The organism is Bacillus cereus group sp. BfR-BA-01309 (genome assembly GCF_022664315.1).
Taxonomy (GTDB): domain Bacteria; phylum Bacillota; class Bacilli; order Bacillales; family Bacillaceae_G; genus Bacillus_A; species Bacillus_A mobilis.
In genome coordinates this window covers 25,421-43,976 of the sequence record NZ_JAKUHE010000004.1, presented here as the reverse complement: position 1 = coordinate 43,976, position 18,556 = coordinate 25,421, and the positions used below count along the sequence as shown (strand labels likewise).

The window sequence follows — 18,556 nt, the reverse complement described above, 5'->3', positions numbered from 1 at the left end:
GAAAAAGCGAAGGAGTCTCTCCTTCGCTTTTTTATGTTTTAAAAAGGTCTCTCTAATCCAGCGGCAGTATGAGCTCCTAAAATAATTAAACGAGTTAATTGCATGGCCATAAAATGCGGAGTATATATCATCCCTCTTTTTAACCATGACATAATCATCCCGATATGAGCCCCTGTCACATAGCTAATCAAAATATCACGAGGAACCATAAGATCTTTATCATCTGGCTGTGAAATCGATAAGCTTAACGTTAAATGAGTTTGTATTGTTTTCATCATTTTATAAGAGTAGTTTCCAGCGGCTTTATCACCAAGCATAACGTTATAGAAGTTCACATTTTCTGCAATATGTTCAAACAAAGCTAAAAAGGTTGGATTTGGTGAATCAAATGTAAGTTGAAACTCTTCTTTATTTCTATTTTTTGGTTTAATAACTTCTGTTAATTTCTCTAACATTTCTTCGATGCTTTTGTCTAATAGGTCATACTTATCATGGTAATGGCTATAAAACGTAGCACGATTTACAGGAGCACGTTCTGCGATATGTTGAACAGTTACATCGTCAAATCCTTTTTCGCCTACTAAAGCGACAAAAGCATCCTGTATGAGTTGTCTCGTCCGCTTTACACGTGGATCATTTGTATTTTTAATAGACATTTTTACTTCTCCTCGTTTAATTTTATATACTTAAACAACATATTGTTATTATATTGTTGTTTAAGCAACATTTCATACGTAAATTGTCGGTTGTAGATTCGAAATAATTATTTATAATTATAAACGATAGTCCTTCAGAAATCAGCACCGCTCGCAGGTAGATAAATTTCGATTTACACCGCAGATGGTGTGATTTTTTTGTTTAAAAGTTAATATAATTAACAATTAAACAGTCTAAACAATAAGGACGTAAATAGTTTAGAAAAAAATTATATGCGATATAAGGAGAGGAATGCAATGAATCAGTTTCGAAGAATGGTAATTATCAACATTATCACATTAATTGTACTAGTTGGCGGCGGTATTGGCGGTTACTACTATTACAACCAAACGGAAAATTACTTAAAAACAGACAATGCAAAAATTGATGGAAAGGTAATTCCGGTTGCTTCACCAGTAGCAGGTAAATTAACGGATTGGAAAGCTGAAGTAGGTAAGAACTACAATGAAAACGATAAATTAGGTGCGGTTACTGTAGCGGCAGCAAATGGAGAACAAACAGTAGACGTAACAATTCCGCAAAATGCAACAGTTGTACAATCAAACGCAACGACAAATGCTTTCGTTGGAGCAGGTAGCCCAATTGCTTATGCATTTGATATGAACAATTTATGGGTAACAGCAAACATTGAAGAAACAGTGATTGACGATGTTCAAAAAGGTCAAACAGTAGATGTATATGTAGATGCATACCCAGATACAACGTTAACAGGGAAAGTAGAACAAGTTGGATTAACAACAGCAAATACATTCTCAATGTTACCATCAAGTAACGCAACAGCGAACTATACAAAAGTAAAGCAAGTTGTACCAGTTAAAATTTCTTTAGACCATAGTAAATCAGTAAATATTGTTCCTGGAATGAACGTGTCAGTTCGTATTCATAAGTAAGGGGGAGATGAGATGTCCTCAATTGCAATTGTAGGATATGCACTATTTTGTATAATCGTCTTCTTCCTTGTAAATCGTCTTTTACGAAAGAAAAAAACGAACGTGGGAGAAGAACAAGTCCCAGCCGTAAGTAAAATAGAAGTAAGTAAAGTAGAAACAGAAGAGAAAGAAATAGAACAAAAGCAAGAAGTAGAAATTTCTAATGTGGTTGAATTAGAAACAAGCAAGCAAGAAGAAGTAAAACAAGAAAAAGAAGTACCGAAAAAACAAACGTCTATGCCTATAGAGAATGTAAATGTAAAAGCAGTTGTAACAGTGTTAATTCTTGGTATGTTCGTTTCTATTTTAAACCAAACGATCATTAACGTTGCGTTGCCACCGCTAATGAATGAATTTAACGTGTCAACATCAACAGCACAGTGGTTAATTACAGGATTTATGCTTGTAAATGGTATTTTAGTACCGATTAGTGCCTTTTTAGTTTCACGATTTACGTACCGTAAATTATTTGTAGCGGCCATGTTATTCTTCACGGTAGGATCTATCATTTGTGCTACATCAGGAAACTTCACAATGATGATGACAGGCCGTATTATTCAAGCGGTCGGTGCAGGTATTTTAATGCCGGTTGGTATGAATATCTTTATGACATTATTCCCGCCTAATAAGCGCGGAGCAGCGATGGGATTACTAGGCGTTGCAATGATTTTAGCACCAGCTATCGGGCCAACTGTAACGGGCTGGGTTATTGAAAACTACAGCTGGAACTTAATGTTCTACGGAATGTTTGTAATTGGTTTAATTATTACGTTCTTATCTTTAAAATTCTTTACACTAGCTCAGCCAGTGTCTAATACGAAATTAGATGTATTTGGTGTAATTAGTTCAAGTATTGGACTAGGTAGCTTACTGTATGGATTTAGTGAAGCTGGAAATAATAGTTGGACTAGTGCCGAAGTTGTTATTTCACTTGTTATCGGTGTAATTGGTTTAGCGTTATTTATTTGGAGAGAGTTAACAACAGACAATAAAATGCTTGATTTACAAGTATTTAAATATCCGGTATTTACTTTTACTTTAGTTATTAACGCAATCGTTACGATGGCATTATTCGGAGGTATGTTATTACTTCCAGTATATCTGCAAAACATTCGCGGCTTTACGCCGATTGAATCAGGTTTATTATTACTACCAGGATCATTAATTATGGGTATCATGGGACCTATTGCAGGTAAACTATTTGATAAATATGGTATTCGTCCGTTAGCGATTGTTGGATTAGCCATTACAACGTTTGCGACATATAAATTCACAACGTTATCGATGGATACACCATATAGTGTTATTATGACGGATTATATTATACGTTCAATTGGTATGTCATTCATTATGATGCCAATTATGACAGCTGGTATGAATGCATTGCCGATGAAATTAATTTCTCACGGTACAGCAACGCAAAATACGTCAAGACAAGTAGCTGGTTCAATTGGAACGGCGATATTAATTACACTTATGACGCAACAAACGACTGCTCACGTAGCAGATTACGGCAACTTGTTAACAACGTCAAATCCAATTTTAGTTGATAAAGTACACGGTATGGGCCAAAGTTTAGCAGCGATTGCTGGATCGGCTCAAGCAGGAGATGCGATGAGCGCGCAGCTATTATTTGGACAAATTTCGAAGTTATCTGCAATTAACGGTATTAACGATGCCTTCTTAATTGCAACGATACTCGCAGGTATTGCTTGGGTATTATCGTTCTTCTTACCATCAGGCAATAAACCAAGTAGAAAAGCAGGGAATTAATTTCCCTGCTTTTTTGTCTTTTTAAAGAGTGAGATATAAAAAATGATAACCAGTTACGGAGCACAGCCCTGTTATAAACAAAATTGTCCCCATAGCACGAATGCTTGATATTTGTCTTCCGCTTATAATAGCTAATAGTCCAGCTAAAGAGAAGAAACTCCAATATAAAGTTCCTGAAATTGGAACGATCCCCTCTAAATCTATTCCAGAACCTATACAAATGATAGGAACAACGATAAGCGATATGCTAATTAAACCAGCTATAATAGTAAGTGACTTCCGACATTTAATACCAGCGATAATTAAAAAAATGCCAACGATAAATGCGCATAGCATCAAAGTAAGAGCTAAAATCATCCAAGTTAATATTCCGAACACTTCTGTATTACCTCCGATTTATGCGTTTCTAAAAAATATTATATATAGTATGAATCACCTACAGTCATGAGTAACCAGAAGATAACCCCTAATACTCCAGCAATAAAAATAATGAATCCCATATTACGTATACTTTTAATTTTTGTTTGTAATCCACTTAATCCTGCCAATAATCCAGTTAAAGAAAACAGAATCCAATATAAAGTAGTTGAAATAGGGAGGATTGTATTGCTCTCCATTCCCATGCCCCAAAAAACAAAAGGTAGTGTGACAAAGGAGAAGCTAAGTAACCCCATTAAACCGACAAATAATTTACGATGTTTCATGCTAGTAATAATTAAGAAAATACCACCGAAAAATCCACATAAAACAAGAAGTGGCATATAAACAACCCAAAGTAAGCTCAACATATATAATCTCCTTCTATGTAATCAGTTATATTTTACTACATGAGGTTTATTTTGGATATTATTAATAAATATGTATAAATTGATAGAAATGAGAAGTGATGATACGAATTAATAGATATAGAGAACGTTAGAGAGGAGGGTGTATATGAAAATTACAGAAGAGAACGTTGCAATGCAGCTAAGGAAAAGGAATGAAAAAGCATTATACTTTATTATCGACCAGTACGGTGGACTTATAAAAAGTATTATTCAGAAGCATTTAGCTTCGTTTCAAGATGTACAAGAGGAATGTATGGATGATGTGTTATTAGCGATTTGGAATCATATTGAAAAGTATGATGAAGAGAAAAATACTTTAAAAAATTGGATCGCGGCTATTACAAAATACAAATCTATCGATTATGCGAGGAAATATGCGAAAACAGTAAATGAAAAAGGGTTAGATCAAATAGGTGAAATCGCGATGCATACCGATACGATTAAAAATGAAATTAGTAATGATATGGAACATATATTAGATCATTTAAAGAAGAATGATAAAGAAATCTTTATGAAGCATTACGTGGAAGAAGATAGTGTAGAAAATATTGCAGAGAAAATGGGAGTGAAAACTTCTTTTATATACAATCGTCTATCGAGAGGACGGAAGAAGTTAAGGTCATTATTTTTACATAACCGGATGAAATAAATAAGAAAAGAGGTGAAGAAAATGAAAGATCCATATGAAATGTTAAATGATATAAAAATGGATGAGAATGAATATGAAGAGGTTAACTTAACTCACATAGAGAAACAGAAAATAAAAAAGCGAGTTCATAAAAAAATAAACAAGAACAAAGTTCATACGAAACGGAATGTAGCGATTGTAACATCGGCTGCGGCATTATTTATTATGATGATGACTGTAGATATGAGAAGGATGATTGCGGATATACCGTTAATCGGAAGTAAAATGGAAGACTACGTAAACAGTAGAGGAGAACCTTTAAAAGAATATAAAACGACAATAGGGCAAACAGTTTATGATAACGGTGTAGAAGTGCGGTTAGATGAAGTGATGATAGATGAAGGGCAGATTATTGTTAATAGTACGTTTAAGTCTAGTCGAATCAATTTAGAGGGTTCTTATCCTAGTCCTGATATTTATATAAATGGAAAACAGTTAAATGGCAGTGGTAGTGGTGGAGACAAGAAAATAAATGAGTACACGTATACATTTTTCTCAAATATAGATTTAAAAGATGATGAAATGAATCCTCTAGAAATTCGTGGAGAATGTGATGTACAAGTTGTATATAGGGATATTTCTTTAAAAGAGGGCAATTCAACATGGAAAGGAGAATGGGGCTTTTCCTTCAAAGCGTCTGGAGACAAAATAAAAGCAGAAACGAAAACAATCCCAATCCATAAGCATTTTAAATTAGAAAATGGTCAAAAAATAGAAGTGGAAGATTTAAAAATTTCTCCTATATCTGCGAAGTTGAACTATAAAATGTTGAATGGAACGAAATTAGAGGTGAGATTTATCGCGAAAGATCAAGATGGAAAAGAGTTAATACCACATTCAGGTCTTACATTATCGAAAAATAGTTATTGGCGTTTTGAAAAACTAGAAGACAGTGTAACGAAAATTGTACTGACACCTGTCCTAACTTCTGGTGAAGAAGGAGAAAGGAAAACGGATTATCGAAAAGTGTTAACGGAAGAAGAGTTTGAAGTTGTGATAAAAGAGTAAAAAGAGGTATCGCGATGATACCTCTTTTTAACTCAAGAACGCCAACACATTATTCATAATATGAAATAACATAGCTGGAATAATGGATTTTGTTTTTTTACATAAAATAGCCATTAATAATCCCATGAAGAAAGTAATGACCATTACGCCAAGAGAGTATGTATGAGCGATACCGAAGAAGAAACTTGTTATGATGGCTGCAATCCAAAATGGAAATCGCTCTGAGAAGAAGCGAAGTATAAAGCCACGGAAAATAAGTTCTTCAAAAATTGGTGTGAGTATTGCGAAGCCGAGAAGTAATAATATTTGATACTGCTTAAAAACATCTAAGTTAAGTGCGGAAGATTGCTGCTTTGTTGCGTCTTGGAACATATAATTTAACAAGATGTAATTGAGTATAATGTTTATAGCGAAGAAAAGAAGTAAGTATACGTATGTACGCCATTCTTTAAGTGCTTTAAAGTTAAAAGATTTTAGTAGTAATTTTTTTGCGGGTTCGAATTTAAAAATGAAGAATAACAACACGGCTAGTTGTAATACGATACTTGCAGTATTTACGATCGATTCATACAGGGCAATTTGTTTTTTATCTGTAAGACCGGCTGTGTAAATTGTTAAGGGCATTGCGAGGAACACAGTAATAAGTCCGGTTCCGAAAAAAGCGAATAAAACCGAGCTAATAAATTGTCCCCATGACATAGAGTATTTCTGTTCATTAGAAAGTTGTGTAGCGGGTTGCATTTGTAAAATCACCTCTTTATATTTGTATATTTAATTATAAAGTATTTTACTTTTAGTTGTAATGTTTAAATATTACATACAAAGGTGTATTTTTCGCAAAATAATAAAAGAGGTATCACCCTATAGTGATGCCTCTTTCTCATTGATAACTATGCTCTGCCTTGTTATGCGATTTCGATTGATCTATTTGCAATTCACGTTCTACCAATCGGTCTAACTGTTGAATAGCTTTTAATGCTTTTTCGTAAGAAATCGTTCTATAATGGTGCGCTCCGCCCGGTTCTTCATCTGCTTCGTCTGCCCATTTAATAATGTTTTGAAGAGATGTTCTTTCAATTTCTTGCTGTACTAAGAAAGAATCTGTATGAAGAAGAATCGCGATAGAAATTTCTTTTGCTAGTTTCGGATGTTCTCCTAATCTAATAAGCAATTTATGAGCTCTTTCTGCTCCTTTAATCGCATGTATATCATTCTTTTTATACAAGTCATAGTCCCATTCTCCCTCACTGTACCATGTGTGATGTCCGATATCATGAAGGAAACCAGCTTTTGTTGCAGCATCGACTGAGGCATGATGCTTTTTTGCTAAGTGAAACGCATGGTAAGCGACAGCAATCGCGTGGACCATTCCGGAACGGTTCACATATTTTTGTGTAATGTGGTGTTTAAAAACTTGTTCAAGCGTAATACGTTGCATAAAACATTCACTCCTTTTTATCTAATGGTGTCTATAAGAAAATCGATCGGTTTAAATGTATTTTGAACATTGTACTCCATCGGGGTAGCGTTAGTAAAGTAGAAATGTTTAGGAGAAGAAAAAATTTATAGACATAAAAGGTCACCTTAGGAAAAAAACTAAGGTGACCTTTTATTACTTATTTTTTTAAACCTTGCTCCAGTGTTCCTAACATTTCGTGTTTTTCATTTTCATCAGCGTTTTTCCAAATGACTTCGAATAAAACACCAAGACCTGGAAGCATTTTTTCTTCACCGCTTTGAATTGCATCGACAATTGTTTCTTGTAATTGATCTTGTGAATTTCCAGATACATTTGCTAATACAGCACCACGTAAATTAAAACTCATTGCTTTCACCTCTTCTTCAGAATTGAAACTGACGTTAGTTTTTGTTCTTTTTTATGTAAATATGTATGGAAAATAGGCTATAATGATAAGACAAGAAGAGAGGGAAATACATATTATGAAAAACATTGATTCAGTACAAAACCCGCGTGTGAAGCAGTGGAAAAAGCTGCAGACGAAAAAAGAGCGCGATAAAAAAGGTTTATTTTTTGTAGAAGGATTCCACTTAGTCGAGGAAGCTTTAAAAGCAGGAGTTGTAACAGAACTTATCGTTTCTGATCAGACAGATCTTCCGAAAGATTGGACAGTTAATGATGTGGAAATGTATATCGTACCTGAAGCAATCGTAAAAATACTTCGCGAAACAGAAACGACACAAGGTGTATTTGCTGTTTGTGAGAAACACGAGAGTGAAGTAGCTCTTGCTGATGGGAAGTTTCTTTTATTAGATGGCCTTCAAGACCCAGGTAACTTAGGGACAATTATTCGTACAGCTGATGCAGCTGGTATTCATGCCGTTGTGCTTGGAGAAGGATGCGTTGATGCATATAATAGTAAAGTGCTTCGCTCTACACAAGGTTCTATTTTCCATTTACCAGTTGTAAAAGGGAACTTAGAAGAATGGGTAGACAAGCTAAAAGAACAAAACGTTCCTGTATATGGAACAGCTCTTGAAAATGGAGTTCCGCACGTTGAAGTAACACCAGCGGGTAGTTTTGCATTAATTGTAGGAAATGAAGGAAGCGGCGTAAGCCAAGAAATTCTTGCGAAAACGGATCAAAACTTGTATATTCCGATTTACGGCGGGGCAGAATCATTAAATGTTGCGGTTGCAGCAGGGATTTTAACGTATTATTTGCAAAGCCCAGTTGCGAACAAATAAAAAACTTCTTATAATAAGTTGAAGTATATTATATTAAAAGTTAAATAACGAAAAACGTTGATAGAGAAGAGTAACTTACAAAATCGCCATATAGGGAGAGAATGCCTTAGACTGAAAGCATTCTTATGGTAGACGGAAGTGAATTCACCTCTGGAGTTGACGCCAGGACCATATATATGTAAAGGCGTTCCGGTCAGAATTGATCGTTATAACTAATGAGTGGGCAGACTTGTTCTGTCAATTTAGGGTGGTACCGCGAATTTACCTCGTCCCTTTTTGGGAGCGAGGTTTTTTTATTTTTAAAATTAGGAGGGTTCCAAATGGAAGCACGTTTAAAAGAGCTAAAGCAAAAAGCGTTAGAGCTTATTGAAGAAGCGAAAGAGCTAAAAGGCTTAAACGACGTACGCGTAGCGTACTTAGGAAAAAAAGGTCCAATTACAGAAGTATTACGCGGCATGGGAAAATTATCAGCAGAAGAGCGTCCACGTATGGGAGCATTAGTAAATGAAGTACGTGAAGCGATTCAAACGCGTCTAGAAGACAAAATTGGTAACTTAGAAAAAGCAGTAATTGAAGCGAAATTAGCTACTGAAACAATTGATGTTACACTACCAGGTCGTCCTGTTGAAACAGGTTGTCACCATCCGTTAACAGCTGTTGTTGAACAAATTGAAGATGTATTCATCGGTATGGGTTATGAAGTAGCTGAAGGAACAGAAGTAGAAAAAGACTACTACAACTTCGAAGCATTAAACTTACCGAAAGATCACCCAGCGCGTGATATGCAAGATACATTCTACATTACAGAAGAAACGTTACTACGTACACATACATCTTCTGTGCAAGCACGTACGATGGAAAATAATAAAGAAAAAGGCCCGATTAAAATTATTTGTCCTGGTAAAGTGTATCGCCGCGATGACGATGATGCGACGCATTCACACCAGTTCATGCAAATTGAAGGTCTTGTAATTGATAAAAACATTCGTATGAGTGACTTAAAAGGTACACTGCAAGTATTCGTGAAAAAGATGTTCGGTGAAGATCGTGAAATCCGTCTTCGTCCAAGTTTCTTCCCATTCACAGAGCCATCTGTAGAGATGGATATTTCTTGTATGATGTGTCACGGCAAAGGTTGCGGCACTTGTAAAGGAACTGGCTGGATCGAAATTCTAGGCGCAGGTATGGTTCACCCGAACGTACTTGAAATGGCTGGTTATGATTCAAAAGAATATCAAGGTTTCGCATTCGGTATGGGCGCAGAGCGTATCGCAATGTTGAAATACGGCGTAGATGACATTCGTCATTTCTATACAAATGATGTACGTTTCTTACAACAATTCAAACGAGCGTAAGGGAAGGAGAGGATAAGTATGTTCGTATCATATCGTTGGTTACAAGAGTATGTAGATATTAAAGATGTAACAGCACAAGAACTAGCAGACAAAATCACGAAAAGTGGTATTGAAGTAGAAGGTGTTGAAGTATTAAATAAAGGTGTAAAAGGTGTTGTAGTTGGTCACGTATTAGAATGTGAAAAACACCCAGAAGCTGATAAATTAAACAAATGCTTAATTGATATCGGTGAAGAAGAACCAGTTCAAATTATTTGTGGAGCTGCTAACATTGCAAAAGGTTTAAAAGTACCAGTTGCAAAAGTTGGTGCTGTACTTCCTGGCAACTTCAAAATTAAAAAAGCAAAACTACGTGGTGAAGCTTCTCATGGTATGGTTTGTGCTCTTCAAGAGCTTGGTATTGATGGGAAACTAGTTGCGAAAGAATACGCAGATGGTATCTTCATCTTCCCAAGTGACGCTGAAGTTGGTGCAGATGCACTTGAAATTTTAAACTTACATGATGAAGTACTTGAGCTTGGTTTAACACCAAACCGTGCAGATTGCTTAAACATGTTAGGTGTTGCATATGAAGTCGCTGCTATTTATGGCCGTGAAGTAAAACTTCCAGCTATCAGCTTACAAGAAGCAGCAGAAAAAACTTCTGATTACATTTCTGTAAGTGTAGAAGCGAAAGAAGAAAACCCATTATATATTGCAAAAATGGTGAAGAACGTAAAAGTTGGTCCATCACCAATGTGGATGCAAACGCGCCTTATGGCAGCTGGCATTCGTCCAATTAGCAACGTAGTTGATATTACAAACTACATTTTAATGGAATACGGTCAACCGTTACATGCATTCGATTACGATAAATTAGGTTCAAAAGAAATCGTTGTTCGTCTTGCAAAAGAAGGCGAAAAAATTGAAACGTTAGATGATCAAGAGCGTACATTACAAGAACACCACCTTGTAATTACAAACGGAACAAAAGCTTTAGCTGTTGCTGGTGTAATGGGCGGAGCGGATTCTGAAGTTACAAATGAGACAGTGAACGTTTTAATCGAGTCTGCATACTTTGCAGGTCAAACAGTACGCCGTACATCAAAAGACTTAGGTCTTCGCAGTGAATCAAGTGCACGTTTTGAAAAAGGAATCGATCCAACACGTACATTTGAAGCAATTCAACACGCAGCTGCTTTAATGGCGAAATACGCTGGCGGAGAAGCACTTGAAGGTGTAGTAGAAGCTGACAACTTACAAGTACAAGAGCGTACAGTATCTGTTACTGCTGAAAAAGTAAACCGTGTATTAGGTACAAATATTTCTGCAAGTGAAATGGGTACAATGTTCACAAACTTGAAGTTCCCATTCACAGAAGTAGAAGGAACATTCCATGTGAATGTACCAGCACGTCGTCCTGATATTACAATTTCAGAAGACTTAGTAGAAGAAGTGGGTCGCCTATACGGTTATGACCACATTCCAGTTACATTACCTTCTGGAACAATGACACGTGGTAAATTAACATCAGCACAAACGAAACGTCGTAAAGTACGTCGCTTCTTAGAAGGTGCTGGTTTATATGAAGCAATCACGTATTCATTAACAAGCGCTGACAAAGCGAAACAATATATGGTTGAGCCGAACGAAAAGGCGCCTGTAAACCTTGCGCTTCCAATGAGTGAAGAACGTAGCCAACTTCGTCTAAGCTTAGTGCCACAGTTGTTAGAAGCAGTTTCATACAATGTTGCACGTAAAAACGATAGCGTTGCTTTATACGAAGTAGGTTCTATCTTCTTACCAACAGAAGCAGGAGAACTTCCGAAAGAAGAACAACATCTTGCAGGTGTTATGACAGGCCTTGCTCTTCACCATGCATGGCAAGGTGAGAAGAAAGTAGTAGACTTCTTCGTTGTGAAGGGTGTACTAGAAGGATTATTCGACGTACTTGGCGTTGCGAACCAAATCATTTATGCACCAGCAAAACGTGAAGGTATGCACCCAGGTCGTACAGCTGACATCGTATTAGATGGCGAAGTAATTGGTTTCATCGGTCAATTGCACCCAGAAGCAGAAAAACAATTAGATGTGAAAAATACATTCGTATTCGAACTATCTCTTGTAAAAGTATTCGGTGCAGACGCAGAAGAAACTTACTACGCAGCAATTCCACGTTTCCCATCTATGACACGTGATATGGCTGTTGTCGTAACAAAAGAAACAAAAGCTGGTGAAATGAAGCAAGTCATTGCTGAAGCTGGTGGAGAACTTCTGAAAGACGTAGCGCTATTCGACTTATACGAAGGTGAAAAAATGGAAGAAGGCAAGAAATCACTTGCATTCTCTATGACTTACTTCGATGCAGAACGTACGTTAACAGACGAAGAAGTAACAGAAGCACATAACCGTGTATTAACAACGGTAGAAGAGAAATTTGGTGCGGAGTTACGTAAGTAATGAGAAATTGCCGGATTAATTCCGGCAATTTTTTTATGGCATGATTGTCGATATATGATAAAAATCGCCGATAAATATTAAGGCATCTTGCATCTTTCTCTCGAATGTAGTACATTAATTTTAGTTTAACAAAATGAAAGACGATGATAAGGAAAAGTAGTATATACTATAATCCAAAGCGAGTCAGGGACGGTGAGAGCCTGATGAGGCGGTATATGTGAAGAACACCTTGGAGTTGCTAACCGAAATTGAATCTTGTATTCAAGAGTAGACTTAGACGGGAATCCGGCCTGTTACAAACCGGGAAGTATGTATTACATACGAGTTAAAGTTGGTCTTTATGACAAATTGGGTGGTACCGCGAAGTTTAACCTTTCGTCCCTTTATGGATGAAAGGTTTTTTTGTATTTAAATATATGTGCAAAGGAGAATTTCACTATGGAAAACACATTAGTAAAAAGTCTGTATAGAGATACAGATAAATACGCAGGTCAAACAGTACAAGTATCAGGGTGGATTCGTAACTTACGTGATTCAAAAGCATTTGGTTTCATCGAATTAAACGACGGTAGCTTCTTCAAAAGCGTTCAAATCGTTTTCGATACAGAGTTAGAAAACTTCAAAGAAATTGCAAAACTTCCACTTAGCTCTTCAGTTAAAGTAGAAGGTACAGTAATTGCAACGCCTGGAGCGAAGCAACCATTTGAAATTAAAGCAGAAAAAATTGATATCGAGGGCTTATCAGATTCTGATTACCCACTTCAAAAGAAACGTCATACGTTTGAATACTTACGTACAATCGCTCACTTACGTCCAAGAACAAATGCATTCTCTGCAACGTTCCGTGTACGCTCTGTCGCAGCATTTGCGATTCACCAGTTCTTCCAAGAGCGTGGATTCGTACATGTTCACACACCAATCATCACTGGTAGTGATACAGAGGGTGCAGGCGAAATGTTCCGCGTAACAACGCAAGATTTAAACAACGTACCAAAAGGTGAAGACGGACAAGTTGATGAATCAAAAGACTTCTTCGGCAAAGAAACAAACTTAACAGTAAGTGGACAGCTGAACGCTGAAGCTTATGCATTAGCATTCCGTGACGTATACACATTCGGACCTACATTCCGTGCGGAAAACTCAAACACAACTCGCCACGCTGCTGAGTTCTGGATGGTTGAGCCGGAGATTGCATTCGCTGAATTAGGCGATGTAATGGATCTTACAGAAGATATGCTGAAATATGCAATGAAATACGTACTAGAGCATGCACCAGAAGAAATGGACTTCTTCAACAGCTTCGTTGATAAAACAGTTCTAGAGCGCATGAATAACGTAATCAACTCTGACTTCGGTCGTATCACATATACAGAAGCAATTAAAGTGCTTCAAGAGTCAGGTGCTGACTTCAAATATCCAGTAGAGTGGGGTATTGACTTACAAACAGAGCACGAAAGATACTTATCAGAAGAAATCTTCAAACGCCCTGTATTCGTAACTGACTATCCAAAAGACATTAAAGCGTTCTACATGCGTATGAATGAAGATGGAAAAACAGTAGCTGCTACTGACCTTCTAGTTCCTGGCATCGGCGAATTAATCGGCGGAAGTCAACGTGAAGAAAGAATGGACGTTTTAGTAGACAGAATTAAAGAACTAGGCATGAACGAAGAGGACTACTGGTGGTACTTAGAACTTAGAAAATACGGCGGCACAAAACACGCTGGATTCGGTCTAGGTTTCGAGCGCTTCCTAATGTACATCACTGGCATGGCTAACATCCGTGACGTAATTCCATTCCCAAGAACTCCAGGTTCTTCTGAGTTTTAAGATATGAAAAAAGCGAGAGCAACTGCTCTCGCTTTTTTTATTGGGAAAGGGTGTAACTACAACTCAAATTTTATTAAGTATTTCACAATTGGAAAAGATGTTGTTCATAGTTTTCTTCCCATTTCATATATAAGTAAAGCGAATGCGACATTTATAGGGAAGGGGTTTTGATGCAATGGGAGAAATTTCAAATCATACAAAGTGGTCATTGCGTGACAAGTATATAGTAATCACTGGTGCAACAAGTGGTATTGGATTAGCGGCAGCTAAGGTATTTGCAGAACGCGGTGCTAAGCTAGGAATCATTGCACGCAATGAAGCAAAAGCGAATGATGTTATGACTCAACTTGAACATCTAACGAATGGGAATACAGTGGTAGATATATTTTTCGCTGATATGGCTTCCCAGCAATCTATACGCCGGGTAGCCACTGACATTTTAGAAAGGTGTCCGAGAATTGATATATTAGTGAATAATGCTGGAGCTTTATTTCAAACAAGGCAAATTACGGAGGACGGTTTGGAGATGACCTGGGCGGTAAACCATTTAGGCCCATTTTTGCTCACAGATTTGTTGTTGGAGCGTTTAAAAGAAAGTGCTCCTGCTCGTGTCATTACCACTGCATCTCACGGTCACAAAATGGCTAAAAAGGGAATTGATTTCGGTGACCTAGATGCAGAACAACTGTATCGCGGTGTTAAGAAGTTCATGGGCGGTCCTACAATGCGTTATGCGCAAACAAAACTAGCTAACATTTTATTCACCTCTGAATTGGCACAGCGATTGGAGGGAACGGGTGTTAGTGCTTATAGCTTTGATCCGGGGCTAGTGAATACGAATTTTAACCAGGACAATGGTCTGGTTGCTCGCTTAACTATGGCGGCAATGAAACCTTTCTCTCGTACACCCGAGGAAGGTGCTGAAACTTTGATATGGCTAGCAGAATCAAATGGAATTATTGACCATAGTGGCTGTTACTATGCTGATAAGCAAATAGGAAAAACGTCTGAAGCCGCCTTGGATAAGGGTGTTGCAAAACGTCTATGGGACATTAGTGAAAAACAGACACGAGAGTAACAGAGTAGTGAGCGTCTGTTCAGACTACTATGTTGAATAGTTTTTTACCCTTAAGTAAAAAGTAATCTTGGGGGTGAGTGCAATGAGTAAAAAAGTGAAAACAGACCATTCTAGATCAAGCCTTGGTTCTCCAGAAGTAGAAGGACAAGGAACGACGGCACATGAAACAGGTTCTCATAAAGTATCTTCATCAAATAAGAAGCAGAAAAGAAGTTAACACAAAAAAGGAGAGTCTTGGCGGCTCTCCTTTTTTTATATGTATTACACCTTATTATCATTAATCTCTTTTGTAATCTTATCTACATCTTTGTCTAATCGATCTAAATAGAAAAACCATAGTAAGCTCATGAGCACGTAGTAGATGGCCATCACACCAAGATTATCAGATATATTTTCGAATGTGGATTTAGTAGTGAAAAAAGCTCCCCAAATGGTAGAAATAGTGAGGTAAGAAAGCGGACCAACGAGATGTACGAAAACATATAATAACTTTTTAACCTTTAAAGCGTTCATATGATTTCCCTCCCTATGTAAATAATCTTTTTCTTCTAATCATACATTCAAGTTCCTCACAGAAGTGTTGGAGTTTTGCTGGATTATGTATTAACAAGCGGGGGTCTTACTGCCCATTAAAGCGGGATAAATCTTCGAATCCGAAAGTTCAATAAGAAAGACCGGCCGTAACGCTTTATTAAATCGTTGAACTCTCGTTGCTCACTTAGTAGCTGAATGTTTTCTCTAATTTCAAACTATCTTTCGTGTGGATCACCTAGTAAAATATTTAGAATCATTTGTAGAAGTAGCAATGGGAATCCTCTCCGTTGTTGTAATTTAATTCTGTATATTTAGATTATAACAAAAATAGGGTTTTTTTGTAAATTTTATATGTTATGATGAAGTGAAAAGTGGTTTGAGGATGTTTATATGATTGAGGAGAGGGGGTAATACTTTGACAAACAATGCATTGTTTATATTGAAATTTCGTTATATGTTACTATATTTATTAGTTGGATTTTTCCTTATGGAGTGCTTAATTAGATTGCCATTGTTTCATGGAGCATCTATGGCGTTAAAGCAAGAAATTGGTTTGCTCAGTGTTTTGTATGTTATACCAGTTTTATTGTTTTATAAATATTGCAGAAAGCATAGTATAAATTTTCAGAGGACGTTTTTCGCAAAACCATCTGTAATATCTACTAGAATGGTTGTTATGCCAGTTATCATGTTATTAGTATTTCAACTAGGTTGCCTTATGGCGCTTGGTGTTCTAATATTGAGTGTTAGTTCTGGGGAATTAGCTACTTCAAGTGTTGCAAAAACGAAAGAAACAGCAGATGTATTACAAGTATGGATTCGTTGTATTGTGGTAGCATTTCTTGCACCTATTGCTGAAGAAATATTGTTCCGTGGGTATTTGTTACGTAAGTTACATTTGAAATTTAGTATGAAAACGAGTGTAATAATCTCCTCAATTACATTTGGAATATTGCATTTGCAAGCAACATTTAGCGCGGTTTTGTTTGGGGTAGTTATGTGTTTATTGTATATAAAATCTAGAAGTCTTGTCCTACCAATTATCGTACATATGATACAGAACATATTAATAGTAACAAAAGATGTTATTAGTATTTCTAATCCATCTGAATCTACCGGTGCAACTACTGCTCCTATGAGTATAACGATTGGAATTATCGCAGCAGTGCTCTTTTTAGGAGTCGGATTATTCTGGATTATTCCATTTTTTAAAAGAAATTGGCGTGACTGTATGGAGAAGGGGTTGCCGAAAATAATATATCATCCATAAAAGGCGAAAAGAATCCAATTCTTTTCGCCTTGTTTAGTTCATGCAAATCATGTCGATACTAAAAAGTAGTTATTTTTTCAATAAGCGAAGCGCCTTCTCCCTATTAGCGAAATGCATTTTCACAAACTCAGGTAATCTTTCTTCACCAAGTTTTTGAATTAATTTAGCAGCGGCGATATCAACTTGTTTACCGGCACCCTTTGGAAGTGGCATACCAGCTTTTTTGCTTAGTTCGTCAAACTGTTTTACGAATGAGTAACGAGCTAAAATAGAGGCAGCGGCTACTGCTAAATGGACACTTTCACCTTTCGTCGCGAAGTAAACATTTTCACGCTGTACCTGCTTTTGTTTTGCTAAATATTTGTAGTATGTATCAGGTTGTGTGAATTGATCGATTAAGACGCCTTCAGGTTTTGTAGGTGCGATTTTTGTTAATAAGTTTGTAATAGCTTTATTATGTAGTAAAGCTTTTAACTTACCTTGGTTGTTTCCTTTATCAAATAGCTCGTTATATTTTTCGTTATGAAGGACAAGAGAGCTGTAAGGAACAACGTGTAGAAGTTGTTTTGCAATGGCAGAAATTTGATCGTCATTTAAGTTTTTAGAGTCTTTTACACCAAGTTCTTTTAACAGTGGGATTTGCTTAGCGTCCACATATACAGCAACTACTGTCATCGGTCCAAAGAAATCACCAGTACCAACTTCATCTGACCCTACGATAGACATTGTACCGATGGAAGCGGGCGGTGCATAACGGTGTGAATCGACAGATTTTTTTACAGCTGTTTTCGGTGTTTGAGAGACAGATTGCCAACGAGAAGCTTCTGCTTCAGCACGTCCGCCCTGGAACATTACTTTTCCAGATTTATAAGCTGTAATCGTGCAAGATGGCACCTTTGCCATGAAGATCCCGCCTTGTGGAATTTTCGGGCTAAGCGCTTGTTTATATTGTTGTTTCATGTCTTCAATTACTGTAGAACTTGTTTGTATTACGATAGAATTTGACAAGATGGTCGCTCCTTTTTTTATATTGTTATTTTTATCATATCGGATTGTTCTTTCTGTTTCCATAATATGATGGTTCATGGTATGATAAACTTTAGGATTCTGTACGTGATTGGAGGCCGGTGAGTTGTCACAACAAAAGGGAAAGAAAAGTCGAATTAATGTAGAAATCTATGGTCAACAATATTCAGTTGTTGGCGATGAAAGTACAAGTCATATCCGCATGGTAGCAGCGATTGTGGATGATAAAATGCGCGAACTCAATGCCAAGAATCCTTCGCTTGACACGAGTAGACTAGCGGTATTGACGGCGGTAAACGTCATACACGATTACATAAAATTAAAAGAAGAACATGAGAAATTGAAAGAAAGTATGACAAAAAAAGGAATGGAATAA

At 36.8% G+C, this 18,556-nt stretch carries 20 protein-coding genes, 1 pseudogene and 2 other annotated features; of the genes and pseudogenes, 12 read left to right on the top strand and 9 right to left on the bottom strand.

The annotated features are described in order from the left end of the window. Positions 1-38 precede the first annotated feature (38 nt). Positions 39-656 (bottom strand): TetR/AcrR family transcriptional regulator, encoded by a 618-nt coding sequence (locus MR115_RS09270; RefSeq protein ID WP_000023656.1) that lies wholly within the window; start codon positions 654-656, stop codon positions 39-41. 297 nt (positions 657-953) lie between these two features. Between MR115_RS09270 and MR115_RS09265 the strand changes: the two genes are divergently transcribed. Continuing rightward, positions 954-1,607 (top strand): HlyD family secretion protein, encoded by a 654-nt coding sequence (locus MR115_RS09265; RefSeq protein WP_016080108.1) that lies wholly within the window; start codon positions 954-956, stop codon positions 1,605-1,607. A 12-nt stretch (positions 1,608-1,619) separates the two neighbouring features. Further along, positions 1,620-3,419, top strand: coding sequence for a DHA2 family efflux MFS transporter permease subunit (locus MR115_RS09260; RefSeq protein WP_242240988.1), 1,800 nt, complete (start codon positions 1,620-1,622; stop codon positions 3,417-3,419). Between the two features lie 21 nt (positions 3,420-3,440). On the opposite strand, the gene MR115_RS09255 is transcribed toward MR115_RS09260, so the two are convergent. Together MR115_RS09255 and MR115_RS09250 are read right to left on the bottom strand one after the other, a co-directional pair. Further along, positions 3,441-3,797, bottom strand: a complete 357-nt coding sequence (locus MR115_RS09255; protein ID WP_097818344.1) for an ammonia permease — start codon at positions 3,795-3,797, stop codon at positions 3,441-3,443. A gap of 38 nt (positions 3,798-3,835) precedes the next feature. Beyond that, entirely contained in the window at positions 3,836-4,207 is a 372-nt protein-coding gene (locus MR115_RS09250) for a DNA-binding protein (protein ID WP_097818343.1), read from the bottom strand. A gap of 145 nt (positions 4,208-4,352) precedes the next feature. Between MR115_RS09250 and MR115_RS09245 the strand changes: the two genes are divergently transcribed. Together MR115_RS09245 and MR115_RS09240 are read left to right on the top strand one after the other, a co-directional pair. Then, complete coding sequence (locus MR115_RS09245; RefSeq protein ID WP_088028340.1) at positions 4,353-4,895, top strand: sigma-70 family RNA polymerase sigma factor; 543 nt, start codon at positions 4,353-4,355, stop codon at positions 4,893-4,895. 21 nt (positions 4,896-4,916) lie between these two features. Next, entirely contained in the window at positions 4,917-5,942 is a 1,026-nt protein-coding gene (locus tag MR115_RS09240) for a DUF4179 domain-containing protein (RefSeq protein ID WP_242240986.1), read from the top strand. A gap of 27 nt (positions 5,943-5,969) precedes the next feature. On the opposite strand, the gene MR115_RS09235 is transcribed toward MR115_RS09240, so the two are convergent. The 3 genes from MR115_RS09235 to sspI form a co-directional block, all read right to left on the bottom strand. Continuing rightward, entirely contained in the window at positions 5,970-6,683 is a 714-nt protein-coding gene (locus MR115_RS09235; protein ID WP_097865039.1) for a CPBP family intramembrane glutamic endopeptidase, read from the bottom strand. A gap of 139 nt (positions 6,684-6,822) precedes the next feature. Beyond that, positions 6,823-7,380: an HD domain-containing protein gene (locus MR115_RS09230; protein ID WP_088028334.1), complete on the bottom strand. Its 558-nt coding sequence runs from the start codon at positions 7,378-7,380 to the stop codon at positions 6,823-6,825. A 178-nt stretch (positions 7,381-7,558) separates the two neighbouring features. Beyond that, the gene (gene sspI / locus MR115_RS09225; protein ID WP_000009511.1) at positions 7,559-7,768 is read right to left on the bottom strand and encodes a small acid-soluble spore protein SspI; all 210 of its coding nucleotides are present in this window, start codon (positions 7,766-7,768) and stop codon (positions 7,559-7,561) included. 82 nt (positions 7,769-7,850) lie between these two features. Between sspI and MR115_RS09220 the strand changes: the two genes are divergently transcribed. From MR115_RS09220 to MR115_RS09195, 6 genes are all read left to right on the top strand, one after another. After that, positions 7,851-8,648: a TrmH family RNA methyltransferase gene (locus MR115_RS09220; protein ID WP_061677063.1), complete on the top strand. Its 798-nt coding sequence runs from the start codon at positions 7,851-7,853 to the stop codon at positions 8,646-8,648. 48 nt (positions 8,649-8,696) lie between these two features. Then, positions 8,697-8,925, top strand: a binding site (T-box leader). Positions 8,926-8,968: 43 nt separating this feature from the next. Then, positions 8,969-10,003 carry a phenylalanine--tRNA ligase subunit alpha gene (gene pheS / locus MR115_RS09215; protein ID WP_000388220.1) on the top strand — a complete coding sequence of 345 codons (1,035 nt, stop codon included), beginning with the start codon at positions 8,969-8,971 and terminating at the stop codon, positions 10,001-10,003. Between the two features lie 18 nt (positions 10,004-10,021). After that, entirely contained in the window at positions 10,022-12,442 is a 2,421-nt protein-coding gene (pheT, locus tag MR115_RS09210; protein WP_097818339.1) for a phenylalanine--tRNA ligase subunit beta, read from the top strand. Positions 12,443-12,576: 134 nt separating this feature from the next. After that, positions 12,577-12,828 (top strand) — a binding site (T-box leader). A gap of 52 nt (positions 12,829-12,880) precedes the next feature. Beyond that, a complete protein-coding gene (asnS, locus tag MR115_RS09205; RefSeq protein ID WP_097818338.1) occupies positions 12,881-14,272 on the top strand; it encodes an asparagine--tRNA ligase in 1,392 nt (463 codons plus the stop codon). A 175-nt stretch (positions 14,273-14,447) separates the two neighbouring features. Further along, positions 14,448-15,350: an SDR family oxidoreductase gene (locus tag MR115_RS09200; protein WP_097818337.1), complete on the top strand. Its 903-nt coding sequence runs from the start codon at positions 14,448-14,450 to the stop codon at positions 15,348-15,350. Between the two features lie 82 nt (positions 15,351-15,432). Then, positions 15,433-15,567: a YuzL family protein gene (locus MR115_RS09195; RefSeq protein WP_061677066.1), complete on the top strand. Its 135-nt coding sequence runs from the start codon at positions 15,433-15,435 to the stop codon at positions 15,565-15,567. 44 nt (positions 15,568-15,611) lie between these two features. Here the strand turns inward: MR115_RS09195 and MR115_RS09190 are convergent, their stop codons facing one another. Then, positions 15,612-15,863, bottom strand: coding sequence for a hypothetical protein (locus MR115_RS09190; protein WP_061677067.1), 252 nt, complete (start codon positions 15,861-15,863; stop codon positions 15,612-15,614). 13 nt (positions 15,864-15,876) lie between these two features. Then, positions 15,877-16,093, bottom strand: a pseudogene (locus MR115_RS09185) (hypothetical protein). A 206-nt stretch (positions 16,094-16,299) separates the two neighbouring features. Between MR115_RS09185 and MR115_RS09180 the strand changes: the two are divergent. After that, positions 16,300-17,154 carry a CPBP family intramembrane glutamic endopeptidase gene (locus MR115_RS09180; RefSeq protein WP_242240984.1) on the top strand — a complete coding sequence of 285 codons (855 nt, stop codon included), beginning with the start codon at positions 16,300-16,302 and terminating at the stop codon, positions 17,152-17,154. A 69-nt stretch (positions 17,155-17,223) separates the two neighbouring features. Here MR115_RS09180 and rnhC read toward each other — a convergent pair whose 3' ends face one another. Further along, on the bottom strand, positions 17,224-18,162 hold the full coding sequence (rnhC, locus tag MR115_RS09175) for a ribonuclease HIII (protein ID WP_242240982.1): 939 nt from the start codon (positions 18,160-18,162) through the stop codon (positions 17,224-17,226). A 124-nt stretch (positions 18,163-18,286) separates the two neighbouring features. Between rnhC and zapA the strand changes: the two genes are divergently transcribed. After that, positions 18,287-18,556, top strand: a complete 270-nt coding sequence (zapA, locus tag MR115_RS09170; RefSeq protein ID WP_000082701.1) for a cell division protein ZapA — start codon at positions 18,287-18,289, stop codon at positions 18,554-18,556.

What these genes read in the sequence shown, in the direction of transcription:
- MR115_RS09270 (WP_000023656.1), bottom strand. Translation starts at nt 656, where the DNA reads ATGTCTATTAAAAATACAAATGATCCACGTGTAAAGCGGACGAGACAA.
- MR115_RS09265 (WP_016080108.1), top strand. Translation starts at nt 954, where the DNA reads ATGAATCAGTTTCGAAGAATGGTAATTATCAACATTATCACATTAATT.
- MR115_RS09260 (WP_242240988.1), top strand. Translation starts at nt 1,620, where the DNA reads ATGTCCTCAATTGCAATTGTAGGATATGCACTATTTTGTATAATCGTC.
- MR115_RS09250 (WP_097818343.1), bottom strand. Translation starts at nt 4,207, where the DNA reads ATGTTGAGCTTACTTTGGGTTGTTTATATGCCACTTCTTGTTTTATGT.
- MR115_RS09245 (WP_088028340.1), top strand. Translation starts at nt 4,353, where the DNA reads ATGAAAATTACAGAAGAGAACGTTGCAATGCAGCTAAGGAAAAGGAAT.
- MR115_RS09240 (WP_242240986.1), top strand. Translation starts at nt 4,917, where the DNA reads ATGAAAGATCCATATGAAATGTTAAATGATATAAAAATGGATGAGAAT.
- MR115_RS09235 (WP_097865039.1), bottom strand. Translation starts at nt 6,683, where the DNA reads ATGCAACCCGCTACACAACTTTCTAATGAACAGAAATACTCTATGTCA.
- MR115_RS09230 (WP_088028334.1), bottom strand. Translation starts at nt 7,380, where the DNA reads ATGCAACGTATTACGCTTGAACAAGTTTTTAAACACCACATTACACAA.
- sspI (WP_000009511.1), bottom strand. Translation starts at nt 7,768, where the DNA reads ATGAGTTTTAATTTACGTGGTGCTGTATTAGCAAATGTATCTGGAAAT.
- MR115_RS09220 (WP_061677063.1), top strand. Translation starts at nt 7,851, where the DNA reads ATGATAAGACAAGAAGAGAGGGAAATACATATTATGAAAAACATTGAT.
- pheS (WP_000388220.1), top strand. Translation starts at nt 8,969, where the DNA reads ATGGAAGCACGTTTAAAAGAGCTAAAGCAAAAAGCGTTAGAGCTTATT.
- pheT (WP_097818339.1), top strand. Translation starts at nt 10,022, where the DNA reads ATGTTCGTATCATATCGTTGGTTACAAGAGTATGTAGATATTAAAGAT.
- asnS (WP_097818338.1), top strand. Translation starts at nt 12,881, where the DNA reads ATGGAAAACACATTAGTAAAAAGTCTGTATAGAGATACAGATAAATAC.
- MR115_RS09200 (WP_097818337.1), top strand. Translation starts at nt 14,448, where the DNA reads ATGGGAGAAATTTCAAATCATACAAAGTGGTCATTGCGTGACAAGTAT.
- MR115_RS09195 (WP_061677066.1), top strand. Translation starts at nt 15,433, where the DNA reads ATGAGTAAAAAAGTGAAAACAGACCATTCTAGATCAAGCCTTGGTTCT.
- MR115_RS09190 (WP_061677067.1), bottom strand. Translation starts at nt 15,863, where the DNA reads ATGAACGCTTTAAAGGTTAAAAAGTTATTATATGTTTTCGTACATCTC.